15 protein-coding genes are annotated in these 24,356 nt (G+C 73.1%); 9 read left to right on the top strand and 6 right to left on the bottom strand.

What is annotated here, in order from left to right; genetic code table 11:
- Positions 1-123 precede the first annotated feature (123 nt).
- Both dxs and ACZ4WV_RS26390 read right to left on the bottom strand, forming a co-directional pair.
- Positions 124-2,028, bottom strand: coding sequence for a 1-deoxy-D-xylulose-5-phosphate synthase (dxs, locus tag ACZ4WV_RS26395; RefSeq protein WP_465750838.1), 1,905 nt, complete (start codon positions 2,026-2,028; stop codon positions 124-126).
- Between the two features lie 289 nt (positions 2,029-2,317).
- Entirely contained in the window at positions 2,318-3,496 is a 1,179-nt protein-coding gene (locus tag ACZ4WV_RS26390) for an ROK family transcriptional regulator (protein WP_465750836.1), read from the bottom strand.
- A 521-nt stretch (positions 3,497-4,017) separates the two neighbouring features.
- Between ACZ4WV_RS26390 and ACZ4WV_RS26385 the strand changes: the two genes are divergently transcribed.
- Both ACZ4WV_RS26385 and pepN read left to right on the top strand, forming a co-directional pair.
- Positions 4,018-5,646 carry an outer membrane protein assembly factor BamB family protein gene (locus tag ACZ4WV_RS26385; protein WP_465750835.1) on the top strand — a complete coding sequence of 543 codons (1,629 nt, stop codon included), beginning with the start codon at positions 4,018-4,020 and terminating at the stop codon, positions 5,644-5,646.
- A gap of 212 nt (positions 5,647-5,858) precedes the next feature.
- Positions 5,859-8,438 carry an aminopeptidase N gene (pepN, locus tag ACZ4WV_RS26380; protein WP_465750833.1) on the top strand — a complete coding sequence of 860 codons (2,580 nt, stop codon included), beginning with the start codon at positions 5,859-5,861 and terminating at the stop codon, positions 8,436-8,438.
- 180 nt (positions 8,439-8,618) lie between these two features.
- Here the strand turns inward: pepN and ACZ4WV_RS26375 are convergent, their stop codons facing one another.
- The 3 genes from ACZ4WV_RS26375 to ACZ4WV_RS26365 all read right to left on the bottom strand — a co-directional run bounded on the left by ACZ4WV_RS26375 (position 8,619) and on the right by ACZ4WV_RS26365 (position 11,805).
- Positions 8,619-8,846, bottom strand: coding sequence for a hypothetical protein (locus tag ACZ4WV_RS26375; RefSeq protein ID WP_030238515.1), 228 nt, complete (start codon positions 8,844-8,846; stop codon positions 8,619-8,621).
- 77 nt (positions 8,847-8,923) lie between these two features.
- On the bottom strand, positions 8,924-11,092 hold the full coding sequence (gene malQ / locus ACZ4WV_RS26370; protein WP_465750831.1) for a 4-alpha-glucanotransferase: 2,169 nt from the start codon (positions 11,090-11,092) through the stop codon (positions 8,924-8,926).
- A 494-nt stretch (positions 11,093-11,586) separates the two neighbouring features.
- Positions 11,587-11,805, bottom strand: coding sequence for a hypothetical protein (locus ACZ4WV_RS26365; protein WP_465750830.1), 219 nt, complete (start codon positions 11,803-11,805; stop codon positions 11,587-11,589).
- On the opposite strand from ACZ4WV_RS26365, the gene ACZ4WV_RS26360 reads away from it, so the two are divergent.
- Complete coding sequence (locus tag ACZ4WV_RS26360) at positions 11,798-15,403, top strand: beta-N-acetylglucosaminidase domain-containing protein (RefSeq protein ID WP_465750828.1); 3,606 nt, start codon at positions 11,798-11,800, stop codon at positions 15,401-15,403. The genes ACZ4WV_RS26365 and ACZ4WV_RS26360 overlap by 8 nt on opposite strands.
- 207 nt (positions 15,404-15,610) lie before the next feature.
- Here the strand turns inward: ACZ4WV_RS26360 and ACZ4WV_RS26355 are convergent, their stop codons facing one another.
- Positions 15,611-16,255, bottom strand: coding sequence for an HNH endonuclease (locus ACZ4WV_RS26355; RefSeq protein ID WP_465750826.1), 645 nt, complete (start codon positions 16,253-16,255; stop codon positions 15,611-15,613).
- Positions 16,256-16,779: 524 nt separating this feature from the next.
- Here ACZ4WV_RS26355 and ACZ4WV_RS26350 point away from each other — a divergent pair.
- From ACZ4WV_RS26350 to ACZ4WV_RS26325, 6 genes are all read left to right on the top strand, one after another.
- Positions 16,780-17,943, top strand: coding sequence for a mechanosensitive ion channel family protein (locus ACZ4WV_RS26350; protein WP_465750824.1), 1,164 nt, complete (start codon positions 16,780-16,782; stop codon positions 17,941-17,943).
- 297 nt (positions 17,944-18,240) lie between these two features.
- Entirely contained in the window at positions 18,241-19,431 is a 1,191-nt protein-coding gene (locus ACZ4WV_RS26345; RefSeq protein WP_465750822.1) for an ROK family transcriptional regulator, read from the top strand.
- Between the two features lie 111 nt (positions 19,432-19,542).
- Positions 19,543-20,898 carry an ABC transporter substrate-binding protein gene (locus ACZ4WV_RS26340; RefSeq protein ID WP_465750820.1) on the top strand — a complete coding sequence of 452 codons (1,356 nt, stop codon included), beginning with the start codon at positions 19,543-19,545 and terminating at the stop codon, positions 20,896-20,898.
- A 27-nt stretch (positions 20,899-20,925) separates the two neighbouring features.
- Positions 20,926-21,969 (top strand): carbohydrate ABC transporter permease, encoded by a 1,044-nt coding sequence (locus ACZ4WV_RS26335; protein WP_465750818.1) that lies wholly within the window; start codon positions 20,926-20,928, stop codon positions 21,967-21,969.
- Between the two features lie 21 nt (positions 21,970-21,990).
- Entirely contained in the window at positions 21,991-22,899 is a 909-nt protein-coding gene (locus ACZ4WV_RS26330) for a carbohydrate ABC transporter permease (protein ID WP_465750816.1), read from the top strand.
- On the top strand, positions 22,899-24,233 hold the full coding sequence (locus tag ACZ4WV_RS26325) for a 6-phospho-beta-glucosidase (protein ID WP_465750814.1): 1,335 nt from the start codon (positions 22,899-22,901) through the stop codon (positions 24,231-24,233). The genes ACZ4WV_RS26330 and ACZ4WV_RS26325 overlap by 1 nt, the downstream gene beginning before the upstream one ends.
- The last annotated feature ends 123 nt before the right edge of the window (positions 24,234-24,356 follow it).

Genomic DNA, 24,356 nt, shown 5'->3' with positions numbered 1-24,356 from the left:
GCCGGTACCGCCTTTCAGTGCGATTGTCAGCTTGTTCCGTGACGAGCTGTTACGAAGTTAGGACAACCGGTCGTCGGCGGAACGGGCTAGGACGACCTCCGGGCCCGTTCCACCGGACCGCCGTCAGGCCTCGACCGGCGCCGCGTCCAGCTTCGCCACCAGGGCGGTCACCTTGCCGGCGATGTCCGGGGCGTTCAGGCCGATCTCGGCCAGGATCTCGTCCCGGCTGGCGTGGTCCAGGAACTCCTGCGGGATGCCGAAGTCGCGCACCGGCAGGTCCACGTCCGCGTCCCGCAGCGCCTGCGCGACGGCGGCGCCGACGCCGCCGGTCCGGCCGTTGTCCTCGATCGTGACGACCACCCGGTGCTCGGCGGCCAGGCCCGGCAGGGCCGGGTCGACCGGCTTGACCCAGCGCGGGTCCACCACGGTGGCGGTGATGCCCTCGGCGGCCAGCAGGTCGGCGACCTCGAGGCTCATCGAGGCCATCGCGCCGACCGAGACGATCAGCACGTCGGCGCGGTGCGCACCGCTCGGCTCCGCCGCGGCGCGCAGCACGTCCATCCCGCCGACCTTGCCGACCGCGGGGACGGCCGGGCCGACCGTGCCCTTGGAGTAGCGGACGACGGTGGGGGCGTCCTCGACCTGGACGGCCTCGCGCAGCTGGGCGCGCAGCTGGTCGGCGTCGCGCGGGGCGGCCAGCCGCAGGGTCGGCACGACCTGGAGGATCGACATGTCCCACATGCCGTTGTGCGAGGCGCCGTCGGCCCCGGTCACCCCGGCCCGGTCGAGTACGAAGGTGACGCCCAGCTTGTGCAGGGCGACGTCCATCAGGACCTGGTCGAAGGCCCGGTTGAGGAAGGTCGCGTAGACCGCGACCACCGGGTGCAGGCCGTTGGTGGCCAGGCCCGCAGCGCTGGTGACGGCGTGCTGCTCGGCGATGCCGACGTCGAAGATCCGCTCCGGGAAGGCCTCGGCGAAGGGGGCCAGGCCCACCGGGTGGAGCATCGCGGCGGTGATGCCGACGAGGTCCTCGCGCTCACGGCCGAGCGCGACCATCTCCTCGGCGAAGACCGAGGTCCAGTCCTTGCCGGCGCTCTTGATCGGCAGGCCGGTCTCCGGGTGGATCACGCCCACCGCGTGGAAGCGGTCCTCGTCGTTGTTCTCGGCGGCGTGGTAGCCGCGGCCCTTCTCGGTGAGGCAGTGCACGATCACCGGGCCACCGAAGCCGCGCGCCTTGGTCAGCGCCGACTCCAGGGCGGTCAGGTCGTGGCCGTCGATCGGGCCGATGTACTTGAGGCCGAGGTCCTCGAACATGCCCTGCGGGGCGATGAAGTCCTTGAGGCCCTTCTTGGCGCCGTGCAGCGTCTCGAACAGCTGCTGGCCGACGACCGGGGTGCGCTGCAGCGCGTCCTTGCCCCAGGACAGGAAGCGCTCGTAGCCCTGGGTGGTGCGCAGCGTGGCGAGGTGGTTGGCCATCCCGCCGATGGTCGGCGAGTAGGAGCGTTCGTTGTCGTTGACGACGATGACGACGGGGCGGTCCCTGGCGTCGGCGATGTTGTTGATCGCCTCCCAGGCCATGCCGCCGGTCAGCGCGCCGTCGCCGATGACGGCGACCACCGGGTCGTTCTTGCCCTGGAGCTGGTTGGCCTTGGCCAGGCCGTCGGCGTACGAGAGCACCGTGGAGGCGTGCGAGTTCTCGATCACGTCGTGCTCGGACTCGGCGCGGGACGGGTAGCCGGACAGGCCGCCCTTCATCCGCAGCCGGGAGAAGTCCTGGCGGCCGGTGAGCAGCTTGTGGACGTAGCTCTGGTGTCCGGTGTCGAAGAGGATGCGGTCGCGCGGCGAGTCGAAGACCCGGTGCAGCGCGATGGTGAGCTCCACCACGCCGAGGTTGGGGCCGAGGTGTCCGCCCGTCTTCGAGACCTCGGTCACCAGGAAGGTCCGGATCTCCTGGGCCAGTGCGGCCAGCTGTCCGGGCGTGAGCCGGTCGAGATCGCGCGGTCCCCGAATGCGGGTCAGCAGGGCCACCCGTTCCTCCTCGTTCAGTGTTCACGGACCGCGTGCGGTCCGACGGGCGTCGCTGCCCGGTCCGGCGGCAGGCCGGCGGTCGCGGTCGATGCCGACCGGTCGAGTCTAATGTCCGCTTGACGGACACCGAGCGGCGCGCCCGGTGCCACCGAGCGGTTACCGCCATTCCGGGAGGTCGGGCCGGGGACGTTGGGTCAATGCGGCGTTGACGGATGGGTGTTCTGCGGGGCGGAGGGCGCCGGCACGCCGGGGCCATCGATGTCGCGCCGGGCCGGCGCGGGTGACGGCCTCAGTGGCGGCCGAGGGCGCCGGACTCCCCCATCTCGCTCATCACCAGGGCCAGCGCCCCGAGCACCTCGGCCCGGCCGCCGAGGGTGCCCGGGACGACCGAGAGCTGGCGGGCGGCGCTCGGGATCGCGTACCGGGCGACCGAGTCGCGGATCGGAGCGAGCACCAGCTCACCGGCCTCGGCGAGGTCACCGCCGAGGATCACCCGGCGGGGGTTGAGCAGGTTGCACAGGGTGGCCACGCCCGTACCGATCTGCCGGCCGGCGTCGGCGATCACCCGGCGGCAACCGAGGTCGCCCTGGTGGGCCAGCTCGACCAGCCGGGGCAGGGTGAGGTCCGGGCCGAGGGTCGAGCTGAGCAACGAGAGCAGGTAGCGGGAGCCGACGAAGGTCTCCAGGCAGCCGCGGTTGCCGCAGCGGCAGACCGGGCCCGCCTCGTCCAGGGTGATGTGCCCGATCTCACCCGCGGTGCCGCCCGGGCCGCGGTAGATCTGGCCGTTGACCACCAGGCCGGCGCCGACGCCGCTGGCGATCTTGATGTAGGCGAGGTCGCTCAGCCCCCGGCCGGCCCCCCAGACCAGCTCGCCGAGCGCGCCCAGGTTGGCGTCGTTGTCCACGTGCACCGACATGCCCAGGCGCTCGGCCAGCTCCCGGCCCGGGGCGATGCCCGTCCAGCCGGGCAGGATCGCGGTCGAGCCGAGCGCGCCGGTCTCCACGTCGATCGGGCCGGGCACGCCGAGGCCGACGCCGATCACCTTCTCCGGGCGGAAGCCGGCCTGCTCCAGCAGCCGATCGACCATCGCCTCGGCCCGGTCGAAGCCCTGCGCGGCGGAGACGTCCACGTCGATCGGGGCGCTCTCCTCGGCGAGCACCCGGTGCGCCAGGTTGCCGACCGCGACCCTCAGGTGGGTGTGGCCGAAGTCGATGCCGACGACGATGCCGGCGTCGCCGCTGAGCGAGACGCTGCGGGCACGGCGGCCGCCGGAGGAGGTGTCGGCGACCACGACGGTGCCGCTCTCCTTCAGTTCCCGCACGATGTTGGAGACGGTGGCCGCGGAGAGGCCGGTGCCGCGGGCGATCTCGGCCTGGGTGAGCGAACCGGCCATCCGCACCGCCCGGAGCACCCGCTCCAGGTTCGCCCGGTGCAGCGACGACTGCGAGCCCGGTGTGTCCGTCGACATGATCCACCCTCCCAGGGCGGGGATCCCTCCGCCGGGTGTCCCCTTCAACTCCTGAAGGGTACGGCGCGGGGGGTGCCGGTGTGGGGGTGGGCTCTCGGGAGGGTTGGGTTCGGTGCGGTGACCGGGGCGGGTGGGGGCGGTGCCGGGGCCGGTTCCGACGGGGGTCGGGGTTGGGTGACCTCGGGATGGCGGGTGCGCGGGCGGGTGCGCGGGCGTGGGGGCGGCGTGGGTGGGCGGTGAAAGTGTTGCGCGGTCAGGGCCTGTCGGGGCGGGGTTCGGCAGTCCTGGCGACGGCCGAAAACGACCCACCACTAGCATGGTGCCGAATCTCACCCGTCCCACCGGACCGCGGACGGTACCGCAGGGGGACGCTTCCAGACATGACGGGGAATCAGATGGCAGGGGATCACCCTACGCCGGGCGCGGGCGAAGCGCCGGGCAGTGGCCCGCAGGAGAACCGCGGCGTCTCGTTCGGGCGCCCGGCAGGCGGCGGAGTCGATCCGGCCGCCGTCGCGGACCAGATGACGCAGCTCGACGGCTCGGCCATTCCGGGCCAGGCCGCACCGCCCGCACCGGCCCAGCCGCCGGCACCGCCCGCGCAGCCGCCGGGGGGCGTCGACTACGTGCCGTACGCGCCGACCGCGGCCGCCCTCCCCCCGCAGGCACCGCCGCCGCCTCCGGCCGGCGCGCCGGTCGGCCCCTACGACCCGGTGCCCGGCGGTGGCTACCCCGCCCCCGACTACAACGCCGGCGGGTACAACTACCAGCAGCCCGGCTACAGCTACCCGGGCGCTCCGGTGCCCGTCGCGCCCGCGCGGCGCAACCCCGTGATGCTGTGGGGCGGCATCATCGGCGGTGTGCTGGTGGTCGCCATCGTGATCGCGCTGGTCGTCCTGCTCACGGGGAACCCCAAGCACGACCCGGTGGCCGACAACGGCGGCACCACCGCCGCGACCACGAACGGCACCACCGCCGGCGACGACGGGGGCTCCACCACCGCCCCGTCGAAGGCGACGTACAAGGTCGCCTGGGACGCCGCCAAGCCGCAGAACTCCGACTCCTCGCAGTTGCTCGGGGCCTGGAGCACCGGCCAGACCGCGGTGCGCGCGGACGGCACCGGCATCCGGGCCTACAACCTCGCGGACGGCAAGGAGGCCTGGAACATCCCGGTGCCGTCCGGCTCCAAGGAGCTGTGCACCGCCTCCTACTCGCACAACTCCAAGAACATCGTCGCGGTCTCCTACAACACCGGTGACTACGACTGCTCCACCATCGGCGCCGTCGACATCTCCCAGGGCAAGCTGCTCTGGACCGTCAAGGCCACCGCGGACCGGCTGTCCTCGCCGACCCTGGGTGTCACGGACAAGGTCGTCGCCGTCGGCCCGGTCGGCGGGCTGAACATCGACAACGGCCAGCCCGTCTGGCAGTTCAAGGGCCGCGGCAAGGACTGCAGCGCGTACGGCGCCACGGCCGGCGGGCAGATCGCGATCACCGATCGGTGCTACGACGTCAGCCCGAAGTCGGTGCTGCAGATCGTCAACGCCGACACCGGGCAGCCGACCAGCCAGCCGATCACGCTCACCGGCACCATCGAGCGCGTCGACAAGGTGATCAGCAGCAACCCCCTGGTGGTGCTGATGACCAGCGGCCCCAACGGTGACTACCTCCTGCCGTTCGACAAGGACAACAAGCCCGGCAACCAGATGTCGACCAAGGAGGCCGGCTCGGACAGCCTGCGCCTGTCGGGCCTGTCCGACGCCGTCACCCAGAACGTGGTCAGCGGCACCACGCTGTACGTCCAGATCACCGGCAGCAAGTCGGGCATCAACGCGTACGACCTGAACACCGGCAAGCGCCTGTGGTCCACCTCCGCCGCGACGAGCAGCGACGACATGCGGCTGGTCTCCGGCACCACCAAGGACGGCAAGGTCCGGGCGATCGTCGGCCAGGGCTACGACAAGCCGGCCAAGCTGGTGACGCTGTCGCCGAGCGACGGTTCGATGAGTGACATCGGCACCATGGCGATGCCGGACGGCATGGACATCGGGATGAGCGGGGCCGAGTACTACGTCACCGACGACAACAGCGCGATCATCGCCTTCCGTCGCGCCAGCAGCTACTCGACGCCGATGACGAAGTGGTCGAAGTGACGGTGACACCGGCCGCGGGACGGTGACACCGGCCGAGGATTCCGGGGTCCGACCCCGGGCCGCGGGCATCCGCCGGGCGGGGCGGGCACGGGCGGAGGGACTGTCGTGGACAGCCCTCCGCTACGGGCCCGCCCCGCCTGCGATTTCCGGGCCGGCCGGGACGTCGGGCATGCGAGGATTCCGTCCATCAGCCTGACAAAGGAGTGCAGCGAGTGCCCGGCACCAACCTGACCCGCGAGGAGGCCCGCGCCCGGGCCGACCTCCTCCGGGTGGACGCGTACGACATCGAGCTCGACCTCAGCTCGCCCCGCGAGGGTGGCACCTTCCGGTCCACCACGGTGGTCCGGTTCACCGCCACCACGCCCTGCGCGGACAGCTTCATCGACCTCGTCGCCCCGAGCGTCGAGGAGATCACCCTCAACGGCGCCCCGCTCGACCCCGGCAGCTTCGCCGACAGCCGCATCCCGCTGCCGAACCTGGCCGCCGAGAACGAGCTGCGCGTCGTCGCCGACTGCGCCTACACCAACACCGGTGAGGGCCTGCACCTGTTCGTCGACCCGGTCGACGGAGAGACCTACCTGTACACCCAGTTCGAGGTGCCGGACGCCCGCCGGGTTTTCGCCAGCTTCGAACAGCCCGACCTGAAGGCCACCTTCGCCTTCACCGTGACCGCCCCCACCGGCTGGGTCGTGGTCTCCAACTCGCCGACCCCGGAGCCGGTCGGCGAAGGCGACACCCGGGTCTGGAAGTTCGAGCCCACCGGCCGGATCTCCACCTACATCACGGCGCTCATCGCCGGCCCGTACGTGGGCGTCTTCGACACCTACGAGAACGGCGAGCAGCGCGTGCCGCTGGGCGTCTACTGCCGCCCGTCGCTGCGCGAGTTCCTGGACGCCGAGGCGATCTTCGCCGTCACCAAGCAGGGATTCGACTACTTCCAGGAGAAGTTCGACTACCCGTACCCCTTCGCCAAGTACGACCAGCTCTTCGTCCCGGAGTTCAACGCCGGCGCGATGGAGAACGCGGGCGCCGTCACCTTCCGTGACCAGTACGTGTTCCGCTCCAAGGTCACCGACGCCGCGTATGAGGCGCGCGCCGCGACGATCCTGCACGAGCTGGCGCACATGTGGTTCGGCGACCTCGTCACCATGGAGTGGTGGAACGACCTCTGGCTGAACGAGTCCTTCGCCACCTTCGCCGAGGCCGTCTGCCAGGCCGAGGCGCCCGGCTCGCGGTGGCCGCACTCCTGGACCACGTTCGCCAACCAGATGAAGACCTGGGCCTACCGGCAGGACCAACTGCCGTCCACCCACCCGATCATGGCGGACATCAACGACCTGGAGGACGTCCAGGTCAACTTCGACGGCATCACCTACGCCAAGGGCGCATCGGTGCTCAAGCAGCTGGTGGCGTACGTCGGCCAGGACGCCTTCTTCCAGGGCGTGCAGGCGTACTTCAAGCGTCACGCCTGGGGCAACACGCGGCTGAGCGACCTGCTCGGGGCGCTGGAGGAGGCCAGCGGGCGCGACCTCAAGGCCTGGTCCAAGTCCTGGCTGGAGACCGCCGGCATCAACGTGCTGCGGCCGTCCATCATGCTGAACACGGACGGTGAGATCGAGTCGTTCGCGGTGCTGCAGGAGGCGCCCGCGCTGCCGGCCGGCGCCAAGGGCGAGGCCGTGCTGCGGCCGCACCGGATCGCCATCGGCCTGTACGAGCTGGCGGACGGCGCTCTGGTGCGCACCGACCGGATCGAGCTGGACGTCGACGGCCCGCGCACCGAGGTGCCGGAGCTGGTCGGACGGCACCGGCCGGCCGTCGTGCTGCTCAACGACGACGACCTCTCGTACGCCAAGATCCGGCTGGACGAGGACTCGATGGCCGTCGTCACCGAGCACCTCGGCGGCTTCACCGAGTCGCTGCCGCGCGCGCTGTGCTGGGCCTCCGCCTGGGACATGACCCGCGACGGCGAACTGGCCGCCCGCGACTACCTGTCGCTGGCGCTGTCCGGCATCGGGCGGGAGAGCGACATCGGCGTGGTGCAGTCCGTCCAGCGCCAGGTCAAGCTCGCCCTGGACGCCTACGCCGATCCGGACTGGCGCGAGGCGGGTCTCGCCCGCTGGGCCGCCGCCGCCGAGGAGCACCTGCGCGCCGCGGAGCCCGGCAGCGACCACCAGCTGGCCTGGGCCCGCACCCTCGCCTCCGTCGCCCGCACCGACGGGCAGCTCGCGCTGCTCGCCGGGCTGCTGGACGGCTCGGTGGAGATCAAGGGCCTGGCGGTGGACACCGAGCTGCGCTGGACGCTGCTGACCCGGCTCTCGGCCACCGGCCGGGCGGACGAGGCCGCCGTCGCCGCCGAGCTGGAGCGCGACAACACCGCGGCCGGCCAGGAGCACGCGGCCACCTGCTGTGCCGCCCGGCCGACCGCCGAGGCCAAGGCGGAGGCCTGGGCGGCGGTGGTGGAGTCGGACAAGCTGACCAACTACGTCCAGGAGGCCGTGATCGCCGGCTTCCAGCAGTCGGACCAGCGGGAGCTGCTGGCGCCGTACACGGAGAAGTACTTCGCCGCGGTCAAGGGCGTCTGGGAGACCCGCAGCCACGAGATCTCGCAGCAGATCATCGGCGGGCTGTACCCGGCGCTGCAGGTGTCCGAGGCGACGCTCGCGGCCACCGACGCCTGGCTGGCCGAGGCCGAGCCGGCCCCGGCGCTGCGGCGCCAGGTGGTCGAGGCGCGGGCCGGGGTCGAGCGCGCGCTCAAGGCCCAGGCGGTGGACCGGGCGGCCGGGGGGCGCTGACCGGGCGTCGGGAAAACCCGAAGGGGCGCCGGACGGGGATCATCCGTCCGGCGCCCCTTCGGGGTGCTGCGGGTCGCGCGAGCCCGGCGGGGCGTACGGGTCCGTACGGATCGCGCGAGTTCTGCGGGCGGCGCGGGTCCTGCGGGCCGTACGGGTCCTGGTGGACGCTTCGCGCGCGGGTTACTTCTTCTTGCCCTTGCCGTACGGCAGGCCGGCCAGGCCGGCGATCACCGCGAAGGCGACGAGCGGGAGGAACACGTACAGGCCGAGGGTCTGGCCCACGCTCAGGCCGGAACCGGGGTCATCGCCGTCGTCCCTGGTGAAGGCCATGGCGGGCGACGACAGCAGCATCATCAGCGTGACCGTTGCGGAGACCGCGCCGGCTCGCAAAGCGTTCCTCTTGTCCACGTTTCCAACTTACCCGCCGCTTATGGGAGGGCGCGCGTCGGGGTCGGCCTTCCGGTCCGTCGGGGGCTCGCTCGCGCTCATGGGGTGGGGTCCTGCGGGGCTGACGGGCTGCGCGGAGCGGGAGTGGGAGTGGGAGTGGGTAGGGCGAGGAGGTGGGCCAGCAGCCGGGCGGCCGGGACGGCGGCCAGGCGGTCGAGGGTGACCGGGACCCCGGCGTCGTCGGCGACCGGGAGGCGCCAGTTCGGGTACTGGTCCCAGGTGCCGGGCAGGTTCTGCGGGCGCGGGTCGGCGACCAGGTCCGGCAGCCACACCCCGACCAGCTCCGCCGGGGTCGCCCGAAGGAAGCGGTACAGCACCGGCATCGACAGCGGCTCGTCCTCGGGGAGCAGCCCCAGTCGGGCCAGCTCGGCCCGCCAGTCCGCCAGCTCGGTCGCCGCCTCCTCCTGCTCCTCGCCCAGCGGCCGGGCCAGCAGGCCGAGCCGGTGCCGCAGTTCGACGTGCTCGCCGGAGAGCCGGGCCGCCGTGCTCGGCAGGTCGTGGGTGGTGAGGGTGGCCAGGCAGGCTGCCCGCCAACGGTCCGGGGGCAGGATGCCGCCGCCGGAGCTCCAGTCCCGCTCGAACCAGAGCACGGAGGTGCCGAGGACGCCTCGCGCCGCCAGCTCCTCCCGCACCCCCGGCTCGACCGTCCCCAGGTCCTCGCCGATCACCGCCGTCCCGGCCCGGTGCGCCTCCAGGGCCAGCACGCCGAGCATCGCCTCGGCGTCGTAGCGCACGTAGGCGCCCTCGGTGGGCGGGTGGCCGGCCGGGACCCACCAGAGCCGGAACAGGCCCATCACGTGGTCGATGCGCAGGGCGCCCGCGTGCCGGGTCGTCGCGCGCAGCAGCTCCGCGTACGGGGCGTAGCCGGCCTTCGCCAGCGCGTCCGGACGCCAGGGCGGCAGGCCCCAGTCCTGGCCGTGGGCGTTGAAGGCGTCCGGCGGGGCGCCGACCGAGATGCCGCCGGCCAGCACGTCCTGCAACGCCCAGGCGTCCGCGCCGTCGGGGTGGACGCCGACCGCCAGGTCGTGGACCAGACCGACCGGCATGCCCGCCTCGCGGGCGCTGCGCTGGGCGTGGGCGAGCTGCTGGTCGACCAGCCAGGCCAGCCAGCGGTGGAACTCGACTGCCTCCTGGTGTTCCTTCGCAGCCTGCTCGACGTGTGGGCCGTCCGGGTGACGCAGGCCCTTCGGCCAGTGGTGCCAGTCCGGGCCGTGCACCTCGGCCAGGGCGCTCCACAGCGCGTGCCGGCGCAGCCACTCGCCCTCGCGCCGCAGGTACGCCTCGTAGGCGGCCTGACGGCCCGGGCCGCGCGGCACCTCGTGCAGCAGCTCCAGGGCCTCCCGCTTGAGCGCCCAGACGGCGTCGCGGTCGATCAGGCCGTCGTGGCCGAGCACCTCCTCGCGCAGCCGGGCGGCGCGGCGGGTGAGGTCGTCGGCCCGTGCCCGCTGTTCGGTGTCCAGGTACGCGTACTCGGGGACGGCCTCGATCCGCAGGTGCACCGGATCGGCGAAGCGGCGGGAGGACGGGCGGTACGGGGACGGGTCGGTGGGGACGCCGGGGGCACCGGGCAGGGCCTGGTGCAGCGGGTTGATCTGCACGAACCCCGCCCCGAGGCCGGCGCCCGCCCACTGGGCGAGTTCGGCGAGGTCACCGAGGTCGCCCATGCCCCAGGAGCGGTCCGACAGCACGGAGTACAGCTGGGCGAGGAAGCCCCAGCTGCGGCCCGGAAGTTGGGGCAGTCGCTCGGGGGCGACGATCAGCGGCGCCTCGGCCGCTCTCCCGTGGCACTCCGCCTTGAGCACGTGCCGCCCGAGCGGCAGGTCCGCGGGCAGCCAGTGCGAGTGGCCGCGCGGCAGCTCCCAACTCCCGCCGCCCTCCAGCTCCACCCGCAGGACGGCACCGGCCGGCACGTCCAGCGCCGTACGCCGCCCCTGCCGCACCACCACGCACGGCGGCAGCAACCTTGCCCGCTGCTCGGCCCGGTGACGCTCCAGCGCCTCCCGCACCTCCTCGGGCGTCCCCGCCGCCACCCCCAGCGCCCCCAGCACCGCGACCAACGTCCGTGCCCCCACCGCCTGCCCACCGGGCCCCGGATGGCGGGTGTCCACCCCGTACGCCTGCGCCAGCGCCACCAGTTCGACCGGCGGTGGCGGCGCGTCCTGCGCTGGTACCTGCTCGGCTCCGTCACTGTCGTGGTACGCGGCCACTCGCGGCTCCTGCGATGTCTCGGCAACACCCGGGTAGGACAGCCACAGTCCTACCCGGGTGACACCACGATCACCCAGCGCGACACGTAACCTGAGCTCGCGTCACGTCCGGACCGTGTCCGCGGCCGGACTCCGCTGTGGATTCGGTGCGCACGGGAGGTGTCGGGTGTGCGCCGCCTTCACACCGGTTCGGGCGGGCGGGAACATCGCCGCAGCGTGTCGCGGTTCCGCGAGTCGTCGGGGCAGGGCCGGGTGGGGGATGAAAGCGGGCATAGTCGGCATAGCCGTCGATGGCGTTGACACCGGGTTGGGTAGCTGGTGGGGTTGCTCGCGTCGTGGTCCTGGCCTGTTGAGGAGGCTTCTGTGCAAGCCCGTGTGTCCGTTGTGGCCGGGCGGCGGCTGCGGCAGCAGTTGGAGCAGAGTCCGGCGTTGCGGGAGGTGCTGCAGCATCCGGCGGCGTTGGGTGCGCGGCGGGCGACGGCGCGGACGTGTCGTCAGTTGGCGCCGCGGACGGCGGACCGGCTGATCGCCGATCTGAAGGGGACCGAGCCGCTGTTGGCGTCGGTGCGGGCGGAGCGTGCGGCGGGGCGGCCGGGGCGGCGGGCGATGCAGATCGCGGCCGGGGTCGCGGCGGCGGCCGTGGTCGGCGGGCTGTTGGCCGGGCCCTTGCCGTCGGCGTACGCGGCGACGCCCGGGCCGGAGGTGGTGAGCACGGCGCCGCAGACGCCGCTGGGCAGTGTGACGAACCCGCAGGTGTTCCCCCGGCCGCAGGAGCAGACCGTGGCGGGCAGGGCGGTGACGGTGCCGGCCGAGGTGACGCTGGTGCCCGCGCCGAAGGTGGACCGGGGCGCGGTGGACGCCGTGCGGGAGGTGCTGGCCGTCGCCGGTGCCACCTCGGTGGTTCCGCAGCCGGACGGCGGGACGCCGGCCGCCGGGTCGCTGGTGGTGTACGTCGGCGGGCCCGCGGAGGACGCCGGGGGCGAGGTGGACCGGACGCTGCGCCTGCTGGCGGCCGCGGCCGGTGGCAAGGACGGCTCCGCGCCCTCGCCGGCGGGCATGCCGGCCGGCGGTTACGTGCTGTCGGCAGGTCAGCTGCCCGCCCAGGGCGGCGGGACGTACGGCGCGGTGGTGCTGGCGGGGGTGGACCCGGCCGGCACCTTCTACGCCGCGCAGAGCCTGCGCCAGTTGCTCGCCGCCGTACCGGCCGAGCAGGGCCAGGGGCCGGGCGCGGCGGGGCTGGGGCTGCCCGGGATCGCGGTGCGGGACTGGCCGAGCGGGGCGGCGGTGCGCGGCACGGCGGAGGCCTTCTACGGCACTCCGTGGACCGCGCAGCAGCGGCTCGACCAGGTCGACTTCCTGGGCCGCTCCAAGCAGAACTTCTACCTCTACGCGCCCGGTGACGACCCGTACCGGCTGTCCCGCTGGCGCGACGCCTACCCCGCCGCCCAGCAGTCGGAGCTGCGCGAGCTGGGCGACCGGGCCCGGCAGAACCACGTCACCCTGGGCTACGCGATCGACCCGGGGCAGTCGCTGTGCTTCAGCTCCGACAAGGACGTCAACGCGCTGGTCGCGAAGTTGGACGGGCTGCGCAAGCTCGGTTTCACCGCCTTCCAGCTGCAGTTCCTGGACGTCAGCTACGACGAGTGGCACTGCGACGACGACCACGACACCTACGGCAGCGGCCCGGCCGCGGCCGCCAAGGCGCAGGCCGAGCTGGTCAGGAAGGTGCAGGACCGGCTGATCGCCCGGAATCCGGGCCTGGCGCCGCTGTCGATCGTGCCGACCGAGCTGTACAAGCAGGGCGCCACGCCGTACCGCAAGGCGCTGGCCGACGCGCTGCCGGCCGGGGTGCAGGTGGCCTGGAGCGGCGGCGGGGTGATCCCGGAGAAGATCACCGGCGCCCAGACCTCCGACACCGGCAGCCTGTACGGGCACCCGCTGCTCACCATGGACAACTACCCGGTCAACGACGCCAGCCCGGACCGGCTGTTCCTCGGCGCGTACACCGGCCGCGAGCCGGAGGTCGCCACCCGCTCGGCGGTGCTGCTGACCGGTGCGATGCAGCAGCCGGTCGCCTCCCGGATAGCGCTGGCGACGGCCGGCGACTTCGCCTGGAACCCCGCCGGTTACAAGCCCGAGGACTCCTGGCAGGCCGCGGTGCGCTCGCTGGCCGGCCCGACCGGCGGCGCCGCCACGCCCGCCGGGTCGGCGCTGGCCGCCGTCACCGCACTGGCCGGCAACAGCACCTCCTCGCCCCTGTCCAAGCAGGAGTCCGGCTACCTGGCGCCGCTGCTGGACCGGTTCTGGGCGGCCGCCGAGCCCACCTCGGGGGCCACGCCGGACCTCGCCAAGCTGATCGAGGCGGCCGCCCCGCTGCGGGACGCCTTCGCCGCGATGGCCACCGCCCGGCAGACCCTGTCCGGCACCCAGGCCACCGCCCAGCTGGCCGCCGAGGCCGGCCCCTGGCTGGGCCCGCTGCGGGACTACGGGCTGGCCGGGCAGGCCGCGCTGGACATGCTGCTGGCCCAGAAGGGCGGCGACGGTGCGGCGGCGTGGAAGGCCCGGGTGCAGCTGAACGGGCTGCGCGCCCAGCTCGGGCAGTCCCCGGCGACCATCGGTGCGGGGGTGCTCGTCCCGTTCCTGGAGCGCGCGGTGCGCGCCGCCGACAACTGGTCCGGCGTGGTCAGCGGCGGCATCACCGCGACCAGCAGCATGGGCACCGCGCAGGACCACCTGCCGGCGCTGATGACCGACGGCCAGGCCGACACGTTCTACTGGAGCTCCGCTCCCCCGCAGCCCGGCGACTCGGTCGGCGTGGACCTCGGCGCCGGCCGGCCGATCAACGGCGTCACCGTGCTCATGGGCGGCTGGGGCGACGGCCCCGACGCCCGGACCGCCGTGGACGACTACATCCGCGACGGAGTGCTGGAGTACAGCACCGGCGAGGGCGGCTGGAAGCAGCTCGCCGTGGTGAGGAACCAGAAGACGGTCAGCGCCCAGCTGCCGTCCGGCACCGTGGTGCGGGCGGTGCGGCTGCGGGCCACCGCCGCCCAGAAGACCGCCGTCGCGGTGCGCGAGTTCACCGTCACCGCCCCGGACGAGGCCCCGGCCAGCGTCTCCGGCGGGCCCGACGCGCTGCCCGGCTCCTCGGCCGCGGCCGTGCTGGACGGCAACCCGGACACCGCGTACCGCGCGGCCAAGGCACCGACCGCCCAGGACGAGCCGCTCACCGTGGAGCTCGGCAGCGCCCGTCCGCTGGACCGGCTCACCGTGCTGACCGACCCGAACGTGCACGCCGTCGCCACCGTCGCGGTGCGCCGCTCGGACGGCACCTGGACGGACATCGGCACCGTGCAGCCCGGCTACAACGAGCTGCCGGCCGGCGGGCAGCCGGCCGACGCGTTCCGGCTGACCTGGAAGCCCGGCGGTGACCCGCCGGTCGTCAACCAGGTGATCCCCTGGTACGCGGACGTCCCGGCGGCCCGGCTCAGCCTGGCCGACCCGGCGCTGGACGTCGTCACCGGTGCGGCCTCGCCGGCCAGGACCCAGGCCACCGTGGAGGCCGGCCGCCCCGAGGGCACCACCGGTGAGCTGCGCACCGAGGTGCCGGCCGCGGCCAAGGGCCTGACCGTGACCCCGGCCGGGGCGGTCGCCGTGCCGCGCGGCGGCCGGGTGGGCGTGCCGCTGCTGGTCACCGCCGCGCCGGGGACGCCGTCCGGGACGTACCAGGTGCCGGTGTCCTTCGTGGCGGGCGGCACCACCGTCAGGCAGGTGCTGCAGGTGCACGTGGTGCCGCCGACCGGCGGGCCGGACCTCGCGGTCGGCGCGACGGCGACCTCCTCGGGCGACGAGACGCCGGCCTTCCCGGCCGCGGCGGTCGCCGACGGGGACCCGAAGACCCGCTGGTCCTCGCCGGCCAAGGACGACGCCTGGGTGCAGCTTGAGCTGCCGCAGACCGCTCACCTGGGCGCGGCGGTGCTGCACTGGCAGTCCGCGTACGCCTCCTCCTACCGGATCCAGGTCTCGCCGGACGGCAGCACCTGGACGGACGCGGCGACGGTGGACATCGGCAAGGGCGGGGACGAGACGGTGCGGTTCGACGCGCCGGGCGTCCGGTTCGTGCGGGTGCAGGGCGTGGCCCGAGCCACCAAGTTCGGCTACTCGCTGTACGGCGTCGAGCTGTACGCCGTCACCGGGCCGGCCGCCCCGCCGCAGCCGCCGGTCGCACCGCCGGCCCAGCCCGGCCAGCCGGGCCCGGGCCAGCCGGGGACGGCGCCCGCGACGCCTCCCGCGGCGGCGCCGAAGCAGTAGCGGCCCGGCTCCGGAGCGCTGCGGGCGGGCCCGGTGAGCCGGGCGGCCGGGCGGGCCCGGCGGGCCTGGTGACCCGGGCGGGCCGGACAAACCCCAGGAGAGGGCTCCGGGAACGCGGCGGGCCGCCGGGCTCCCCAGTGTGGGGGGCGCGGCGGCCCATGAGGCGCGTACCGACGGTGTGACGGGCGGGCCCTTGTGGTGCGGTGGTCAGGCGGAGAGCGGTTCGGGCTGCTCGCCGCGGCGGGCGGGGGTGGAGTGGGCGCCGTGCGCCCGGCCGATCGGGACGGTGTGGTTCGGCTCGGTATGGTCGTGGTGTTCGTACTCGCCCCACTGCGGGGCGCGCAGCTGGTCCGCAGCGCCGTACGGCTCCAGGTAGGGCCGCCAGCGCGGGTCCTTGATGCCCGTGCCGATGATCCGCCAGGCGAGGCCGCTGGGCGGTGCGGGCGGGCGCTTCATCCGCCAGCCGAGTTCGGTGAGGTGGCGGTCGGCCTTGGTGTGGTTGCAGCGGCGGCAGGCTGCCACCACGTTATCCCACCGGTGCTGGCCGCCCCGGCTGCGCGGGATGACGTGGTCGACGCTGGTGGCGGCGGCCCCGCAGTAGACGCAGCGACCGTGGTCCCGGGCGAACAGCGCCCGGCGGGTGAGCGGGACGGGCCCGCAGAAGGGGACCCGGACGAAGCGGGTCAGACGGACGACGGACGGCGCCGGAAGGGCGCTGGTGGCGCTGTGCAGAGTGACTTCCGAGTCCTCCAGGCTGACCGCCTTGTGGTTGAGGACGAGGATGAGTGCGCGGCGCATCGATACGACGCCGAGTGGCTCGTAGGACGCGTTGAGGACCAGGACATGCGGCACGGATGCCTCCTTGGACGCCTGCGGCGCGTGGCTCGCGCCGGGACGAGCGGTTGGATCGCACAACGAGTGCGCGATCTCCCCCAGTGTCGCCTTACGCCTTCGTACGGCGCCACCACTCCTGTGTAACGGACCTGACGTGAACTAGGGGTGTGGCCCCTGTCATACCCCGTATGCCCTGCGGAGGGTCGGGTTGCACCCCGGTCCGGAGGGGGCCGTGCGGGTGTCCCGCCGGGGGGACGGCTCGGCCGGTCGGAGCAGCGTCCGGGCCCGTACGGTGGCGCCTTGTGGGCCGTTCGGGGGCTGTTCCGGGTGGTGCGGGATGGTACTGGGTGAGCCGGGAGTGGCGGTGGGGGCGGAGCTCCGGGGGAGCGCACCGGGGCGTTGACGGGGCGTCCGGGGCGTCCGTGCGCCCTTCGGCGTGTCCGGGCGGGTGTTCGGTAGCGGCTAGGCTGAGGCGCACGGTCCGCGGGCCGCTCGCGGCGGCGCGGACCTCGTCACGTCCCCGAGCCAGGAAGGTCCCGCACGTGCTCCGCTCCGGCGCCACCGGTCCGACCGACGCGTCCCCGACGCTCTCCACCCCGACGCCGGACCCCTCACCCACCGCTCCCGGCCTGCCGCAACTGGACCTGCGCATCCCCACCAGCGCGCAGGAGGTCAGCGACACCACCAAGCAGGCGGCCAGCTGGTTCGACACCCACTGGCAGAGCTGGCTGGCGGGCGCCCTGCAGATCATCCTGATCATCGTGCTGGCGCTGGTCCTGCGGACCGTGGTGAACAAGCTGATCACCCAGTTGATAGCGCGGATGGCGCGCAGCCACGAGAACCGGGAGGAGAGCCGCCTCGGCGGGCTGCTGGCCAACACGGGCGTGGTGAACCCCGAGCGGCGCCAGCAGCGCTCGGAGGCGATCGGCTCGGTGCTGCGCAGCGTGGCCTCCTTCACGATCCTGGGCACGGCGGCGCTGATGGTGCTGTCCGCGCTCGGGATGAACCTGGCACCGCTGCTGGCGAGTGCCGGTGTGGCCGGTGTGGCGATCGGTTTCGGCGCCCGCAACCTGGTGACGGACTTCCTCTCCGGGGTCTTCATGATCATGGAGGACCAGTACGGCGTCGGCGACGAGATCGACACCGGGGTGGCCACCGGCACGGTGCTGGAGGTCGGGCTGCGGGTGACCAAGCTGCGCGGGGCGAACGGCGAGATCTGGTACATCCGCAACGGCGAGGTGAAGCGGATCGCCAACATGAGCCAGGGCTGGGCGACCGCCTCGGTGGACGTGCAGGTCGGGTACAAGGAGGACCTGCAGCGGGTCGAGGACCTGATCCTGGAGACGGCGGAGTCGCTGGCCAAGGAGGCGCCGTACGACGAGCTGGTCTGGGCCCCGGTGTCGATCCTGGGCGTGGAGTCGGTGGCGGCGGACTCGGTGGTGCTGCGCGTCGAGGCGCGGACTGCCCCGGGCAAGGCGGCGACGGTCTCCCGGGCGCTGCGCCAGCGGTTGAAGGCGGCCTTCGACCGGGCCGGGATCAAGGTCAAGGAGGAGGCCGCGGCGGTGGCCACCGGGGTGGCGATCAGCGCGGCGGAGCCCGCGCCGCCGTCGGCGCCGGCCGATCCGGCCTCGCCGCACTCCCGGGTGACGAGCGAGCCGGTGGCGCTGCCGAAGCCGGCGGACGACCCGACGGGCGCGAAGCCGTAGGGCTGCCGCGACCCGGCCGACGAAGCCCCGCCCCTCGGGGGGCGGGGCTTTTCGCTGCCCGGTAACGCTTCGGCATCCTCCGTTCCACGGCCCATTGACACCCTGCTGACGGGGACCGTACGGTCCTGCTCAAGCGAATGGAAAGTTTCCTAACAGTTCACGTCGCTTCACCCGGCTTCCCTTCGCTTCACGTCGGTCCACGCCGCTTCACGTCCGTCCAGGTCAGGTCGCGTCAGGTCAGCTCACACCGCTTCGCACCGCTTCACGTCAGCCAGCCGGAAGGGGAGGATCCCGGTCATGACCAACAGCACCGCCAAGGCCCCCCTCGCCGGCACCCCCAGCCTGCTGCGCGCCATCAACGACCGCGCCGCCCTCGAGCTCCTGCTGGCGAACGGCCCGCTCTCCCGCACCCGGATCGGCACCCTGACCGGGCTGTCCAAGCCCACCGCCTCCCAGTTGCTGGCCCGGCTGGAGGCGGCCGGGCTGGTCGTGCCGGTCGGCACCACCGAGGGCGGGCCGGGCCCCAACGCGCAGCTGTACCAGGTGAATCCGGCCGCCGGCTACGCGGCCGGACTGGACGTCACCAACAGCGGGATCAGCGTCGCGGTCGCGGACATCACCGGCACCACACTGGCCGAGCACACCGTCTCCACCAGGGGCGTGCCGGCCGCCGGGACCGTCGCCGCGGTCGCCGCCGCCGTCGCCGAGGCGGTCCGGGCCGCCGGACTCGCCGAGGGGAGCCTGCGCACCGTGGCGATCGGTGTCGGCGGCGCCCCCGACCCGGTCACCGGCAAGCTGCGCTACGCCTCCCACCTGCCCGGCTGGCACTCGCCGCGGCTGGTCGAGGAACTGTCCGAGGCGATCGGCGCACCGGTGTCGATCGAGAACGACGTCAATCTGGCCGCCGTGGCCGAACAGGCCACCGGCGCGGCCGCGGGCTTCGAGGACTTCGTGCTGCTCTGGGCCGGGTCGGGCACCGGCGCGGCGGTGGTGATCGCCGGGCGGCTGCACCGCGGCTTCACGGGCGGCGCCGGCGAGGTCGGCTACATGCCGGTGCCCGGCTCGCCGGTCGAGTGGGACGCCCGGCGGCGCAAGTTCGGCGGCTTCCAGGCCCTGGTCGGCGCACCCGCCGTGCGGGTGCTGGCCCGGGAGCACGGCCTCGGCGCGCCCAGCGCCGAGGAGTCCATCGCCAAGGCCCTGGCCACCCCGGGGGCCGGCGACGCCTTCCTCGGCGAACTGGCCGGGCGGCTCGCCGTCGGGCTGGCCGTGATCGTCGCCGTGGTCGATCCCCAGCTGGTGGTCCTCTCCGGACCGGTGCCGAGCGCGGGCGGCGAACGGCTCCGCGCGCTCGTCGAGGAGGAACTGGCCCGGATCTGCCTCGCCCGTCCGGAAGTGCGCAGCGGCGCCCTGCCCGGCTCACCCGTGCTGCACGGGGCCCTGCAACGCGCCCTCGCCGATGCCCGCGAGGCGGTCTTCTCCACCCACTGACCTCCACCCACTGACCTGCCCCGCCCGCTCCCCGCACCCACCTCTCCCCTACCCCCTACGCGGGACCCGAGGCGATGACGCCTGCCCGCGCACCACCAGGAGGACCCCGAAGTGCATGCCACCACCTCCCGCAGAGGCCGCCGCACGATCGCCGTCGTCACCGGCAGCGCCGTGCTCGCCCTGCTCGCCACCGCCTGCACCGGTTCCAACGGCGCGGGCGGCTCCGACGACTCGGCCTCCGGCAAGGACGTCACCATCACCTTCTGGCACGGCTGGAGCCAGGACAACGAGGTGAAGGCGATCGACGCCAACATCGCCGCCTTCGAGAAGGCCCACCCCAACATCCACGTCAAGACCGTGGGCAACATCGCGGACGACAAGGTCAACCAGGCCCTGCGGGCCGGCGGCGACGACGCGCCGGACGTGGTCTCCTCCTTCACCACCAACAACGTCGGCATGTTCTGCTCGACCAAGGCCTTCATCGACCTCAAGCCGCTGCTGCAGAAGAGCGGCATCGACCCGGCCAAGACCTTCCCGGCCGCGATGCTCGACTACACGCGGTTCCAGGGCGACCAGTGCTCGCTGCCGCTGCTCGGCGACGCCTACGGCCTGTACTACAACAAGAAGGCCTTCGCCGCCGCCGGCATCACCGCCCCGCCCCGGACCTTCAGCGAATTCGCCGACGACGCCAAGAAGTTGACCATCGCCGACGGCGACTCGTACAAGCAGCTCGGCTTCATGCCGCTGTACCACGGGTACGAGTCCACCACCGAGCACTTCCTCGGCCAGTACGGCGCCACCTACTTCGGCGCCGACGGCAAGTCGAACATCGCCTCCGACCCGAAGGTCGCCGCCATGCTCGACTGGCAGAAGGGCATGGTCGACCAGCTCGGCGGCTACGCCAAGCTGGACAAGTACCGGGCCACCTTCGGCGAGGAGTTCAGCGCCAAGAACCCCTTCCACACCGGCCAGGTCGCGATGGCCATCGACGGTGAGTGGCGCACCGCCTCGCTCGCCGAGAACAAGCCCGACTTCGACTGGGCCACCGCGCCCTTCCCGGTGCCGGACGACCAGGCCGCCACCTACGGCCGCGGCTACCAGACCGGCACCATCGTCGGCATCGCCGGCACCAGCAAGAAGCAGGCCGCCGCCTGGGAGCTGGTCAAGTACCTGACCACCGACACCGACGCCGTGGTCGACTTCGCCAACGCGATCCACAACGTGCCGAGCACCTTCGACGCGCTCAACTCGCCGAAGCTGGTGAGCGACCCCACCTTCAAGACCTTCCTGGACGTCGCCAAGAACCCCGACTCGGGCACCACCCCGGCCAGCGTCAACGGCGGCGGCTACATCGTCTCGCTGCAGAACCTCGGCTACGACTACGAGTCCGGCAAGCAGCCCGACCTCAAGGCCGGTCTGGCCGCCACGGCGAAGCAGATCGACACCGACATCGCCCAGGCCAAGTAGGCGGCGGGAACGGTCCACGGAGCTCCCATGTCACTCGCGTTCGGCACCCGCAAGGGAGGCGCCCCCGACGGCGGCGCCTCCGAGGGCGGCGGCTCCCGGGGCACCGGGCCGGCCGACCCGGCGGCGACCTCCACGCAGCGCCTGCTGCGCCGGAAGCACCGCCGGGAGGCGGCCCGCACCCTCGCCTTCCTCTCGCCCTGGCTGATCGGGTTCAGCGTCTTCTTCGTGTACCCGCTGGTCTCGACGGTCTACTTCTCCTTCACCCGGTACAACGGCTTCGGCGCGCCCGTCTTCGACGGGCTCCAGAACTGGGACTACGTCCTCGACCAGCTGCCGACCTTCTGGCAGGGCCTGCGCAACACCCTGTGGCTGGTGGTCGTCATGGTGACCCTGCGGGTCGCCTTCGGCCTCGGCGTCGGACTGCTGATCACCAAGGTCAAGACCGGCGTCGGCTTCTTCCGCACGGTGTTCTACCTGCCGTACCTGGCCCCGCCGGTGGCCGCCACCGTCGCGTTCGCCTTCCTGCTCAACCCCGGGACCGGCCCGGTCAACCACCTGCTCGGCGAGCTCGGCCTGCCGCAGCCCGGCTGGTTCGCCGACCCGGACTGGTCCAAGCCCGCGCTCACCATGCTCGCCATGTGGGGCGTCGGCGACCTGATGGTCATCTTCATGGCCTCGCTGCTGGACGTCCCCAAGGAGCAGTACGAGGCGGCCGAACTGGACGGCGCGGGCCCGCTCCAGAGGTTCCGGTACGTCACGCTGCCGAATATCTCGCCGATCATCATGTTCGCGGTGGTCACCGGCGTCATCCAGACCATGCAGTACTACACCCAGGCGATCGTCGCCGGGAAGGTCGCCAGCGGCATCGCGGGCAACTCCGGCCAGCAGTTCGAGCCCGGCTTCCCGCAGGGCTCCACCTGGACCCTGCCGCAGATGGTCTACAACCTCGGCTTCCAGCGCTTCAACTACGGCGCGGCCTGCGTCGTCGCCCTGGTGCTGTTCGCCATCTCGATGGCCGTCACCTCGATCCTGCTCCGCCGCCGCTCCGGCTTCATGGCGAGCGACGACTAGCGGACCCCTGAGGACCCCACCATGACTCTCAGCTCCACGCTCACCGGGGCACCAGCCCCGACCGGCGCCTCCCGGGCCGGCGGCCCCGCCGCCCGGGCCGCCCGGCGCCGCGCCGCGCTCACCTGGGTGGCCGTGCACTCGCTGGCGATCGCCGCCGCGCTGTTCTTCCTGCTGCCCTTCGTCTTCGTCTTCCTCACCTCGGTGATGGACGACCAGCAGGCGCTCACCACCGACTACTGGCCCACCCACTGGGAGTGGGGCAACTACGGCAAGGTCTGGAACACCCCCGGCTTCCTCGGCTGGTGGCGCAACACCCTGCTGTACGCCGGGGCCGGCACCCTGCTGACCGTCGTCTCCAGCCTGCCCGTCGCCTACGCGCTCGCCAAGTTCCGCTTCCGCGGCCGCAACCTGGCCCTGATGGCGGTGATCGCGATGATGATGCTGCCGCCGCAGGTCACTGTCATCCCGATGTACCTGTTCTGGGCCAAGCAGATGGGCCTGGGCGGCTCGCTGTGGCCGCTGATCATCCCGATGGCCTTCGGCGACGCCTTCTCGATCTTCCTGTTGCGCCAGTTCCTGACGACCATCCCCAAGGAGTACATCGAGGCCGCCCGGATCGACGGCTGCGGCGACCTGCGCACCCTGCTGCGGGTGGTCCTGCCGATGGCCAAGCCGGCCATCGCCGCCGTCGCCCTGTTCCAGTTCTTCTACTGCTGGAACGACTACTTCGGCCCGCAGATCTACGCCAGCAACAACCACGAGGCCTGGACGCTCAGTTACGGCCTCGAGTCGTTCAAGGCCGCCCACCACACCAACTGGAACCTCACCATGGCCGCCACCCTGCTGGTGATGGCGCCGGTGATCGTCCTGTTCTTCTTCGCCCAGAAGGCCTTCATCGAAGGCGTGACACTGACAGGGGTCAAGGGCTGATGTCCGCCACACTCTCGTCCGCCGCCTCCTCGCCCGAGCCGGCCGGCTCCTCGCTCAAGCTGGCCATCGTCGGCGGTGGTTCCACCTACACCCCGGAGCTGATCGACGGCTTCGCCCGGCTGCGCGACAGCCTGCCGATCGGCGAGCTGGTGCTGATCGACCCGGCCGCCGAGCGGCTGGAGCTGATCGGCGCCCTGGCCCGGCGGATCTTCGCCAAGCAGGGCCACCCCGCCACGGTCACCACTACGACCGACCTGGCGGCCGGAGTCGCCGACGCCCACGCCGTCCTGCTCCAGCTGCGCGTCGGCGGGCAGGCGGCCCGCAACCAGGACGAGACCTGGCCGCTGGAGTGCGGCTGCGTCGGCCAGGAGACCACCGGCGCCGGCGGGCTCGCCAAGGCACTGCGCACCGTCCCGGTGGTGCTGGACATCGCCGAGCAGGTCCGCCGGACCAGCCCGGACGCCTGGATCGTCGACTTCACCAACCCCGTCGGCATCGTCACCCGGGCCCTGCGGACCGCCGGCCACAAGGCCGTCGGGCTGTGCAACGTCGCGATCGGCTTCCAGCGCAAGTTCGCCGCCCACCTGGGCGTCGACCCGGAACTCGTCCGACTGGACCACGTCGGGCTCAACCACCTGACCTGGGAACGCGGAGTCACCCTGCTCGACGCCCCCGGTTCGGCGAACGGACGCGAGGTGCTGCCCGCGCTGCTGCGCGACTTCGGCAAGGAGATCGCCGACGACCTCCACCTGCCGCAGGCCTTCGTGCGGCGGCTCGGCGTCGTGCCGTCGTACTACCTGCGGTACTTCTACCAGCACGACGCGGTGGTCGAGGAGCTCAAGGCGCAGGGCTCGCGGGCCGCGCAGGTCGCCGAGATCGAGCGGCAGCTGCTGGAGCTGTACGCCGACCCGGCCCTCGACACCAAGCCCGAGCTGCTCGGGAAGCGCGGCGGGGCGTTCTACTCGGAGGCGGCCGTCCAGCTGATCGCCGCGCTGCTGGGCACCGGCGGCGGGACCTCCGTCCAGGTGGTCAACACCCGCAACGACGGGGTGCTGCCCTTCCTGCCGGACGACGCCGTCATCGAGGTCCCGGCCGAGGTGGACGCCGCCGGGGTGCGGCCGCTGCCGCAGCGACCGGTCGAACCGCTGTTCGCCGGACTGATCGCCGCCGTCACCTCGTACGAGCACCTCGCGCTGGACGCCGCGCTGCACGGCGGCCGCGACCGGGTCTTCGACGCCCTGCTCGCCCACCCGCTGGTCGGCCAGATCGACCTCGCCGACCGCCTCACGGATCGGCTGCTCGCCCACAACCGCGAGCACCTCGCCTGGGCCTGAGCGCCCGGCCGGGGGGGGGGGGGGGGGGGGGGGGGGGGGGGGGGGGGGGGGGGGGGGGGGGGGGGGGGAGGGGGGGGGGAGGGGGGGGGGGGGCAGACGGACATAGGATTCGGGTGGGGTCGT

It is taken from the genome of Kitasatospora sp. NPDC029312, from assembly GCF_055569215.1.
This window is presented reverse-complemented; position numbering and strand designations above follow the sequence as displayed.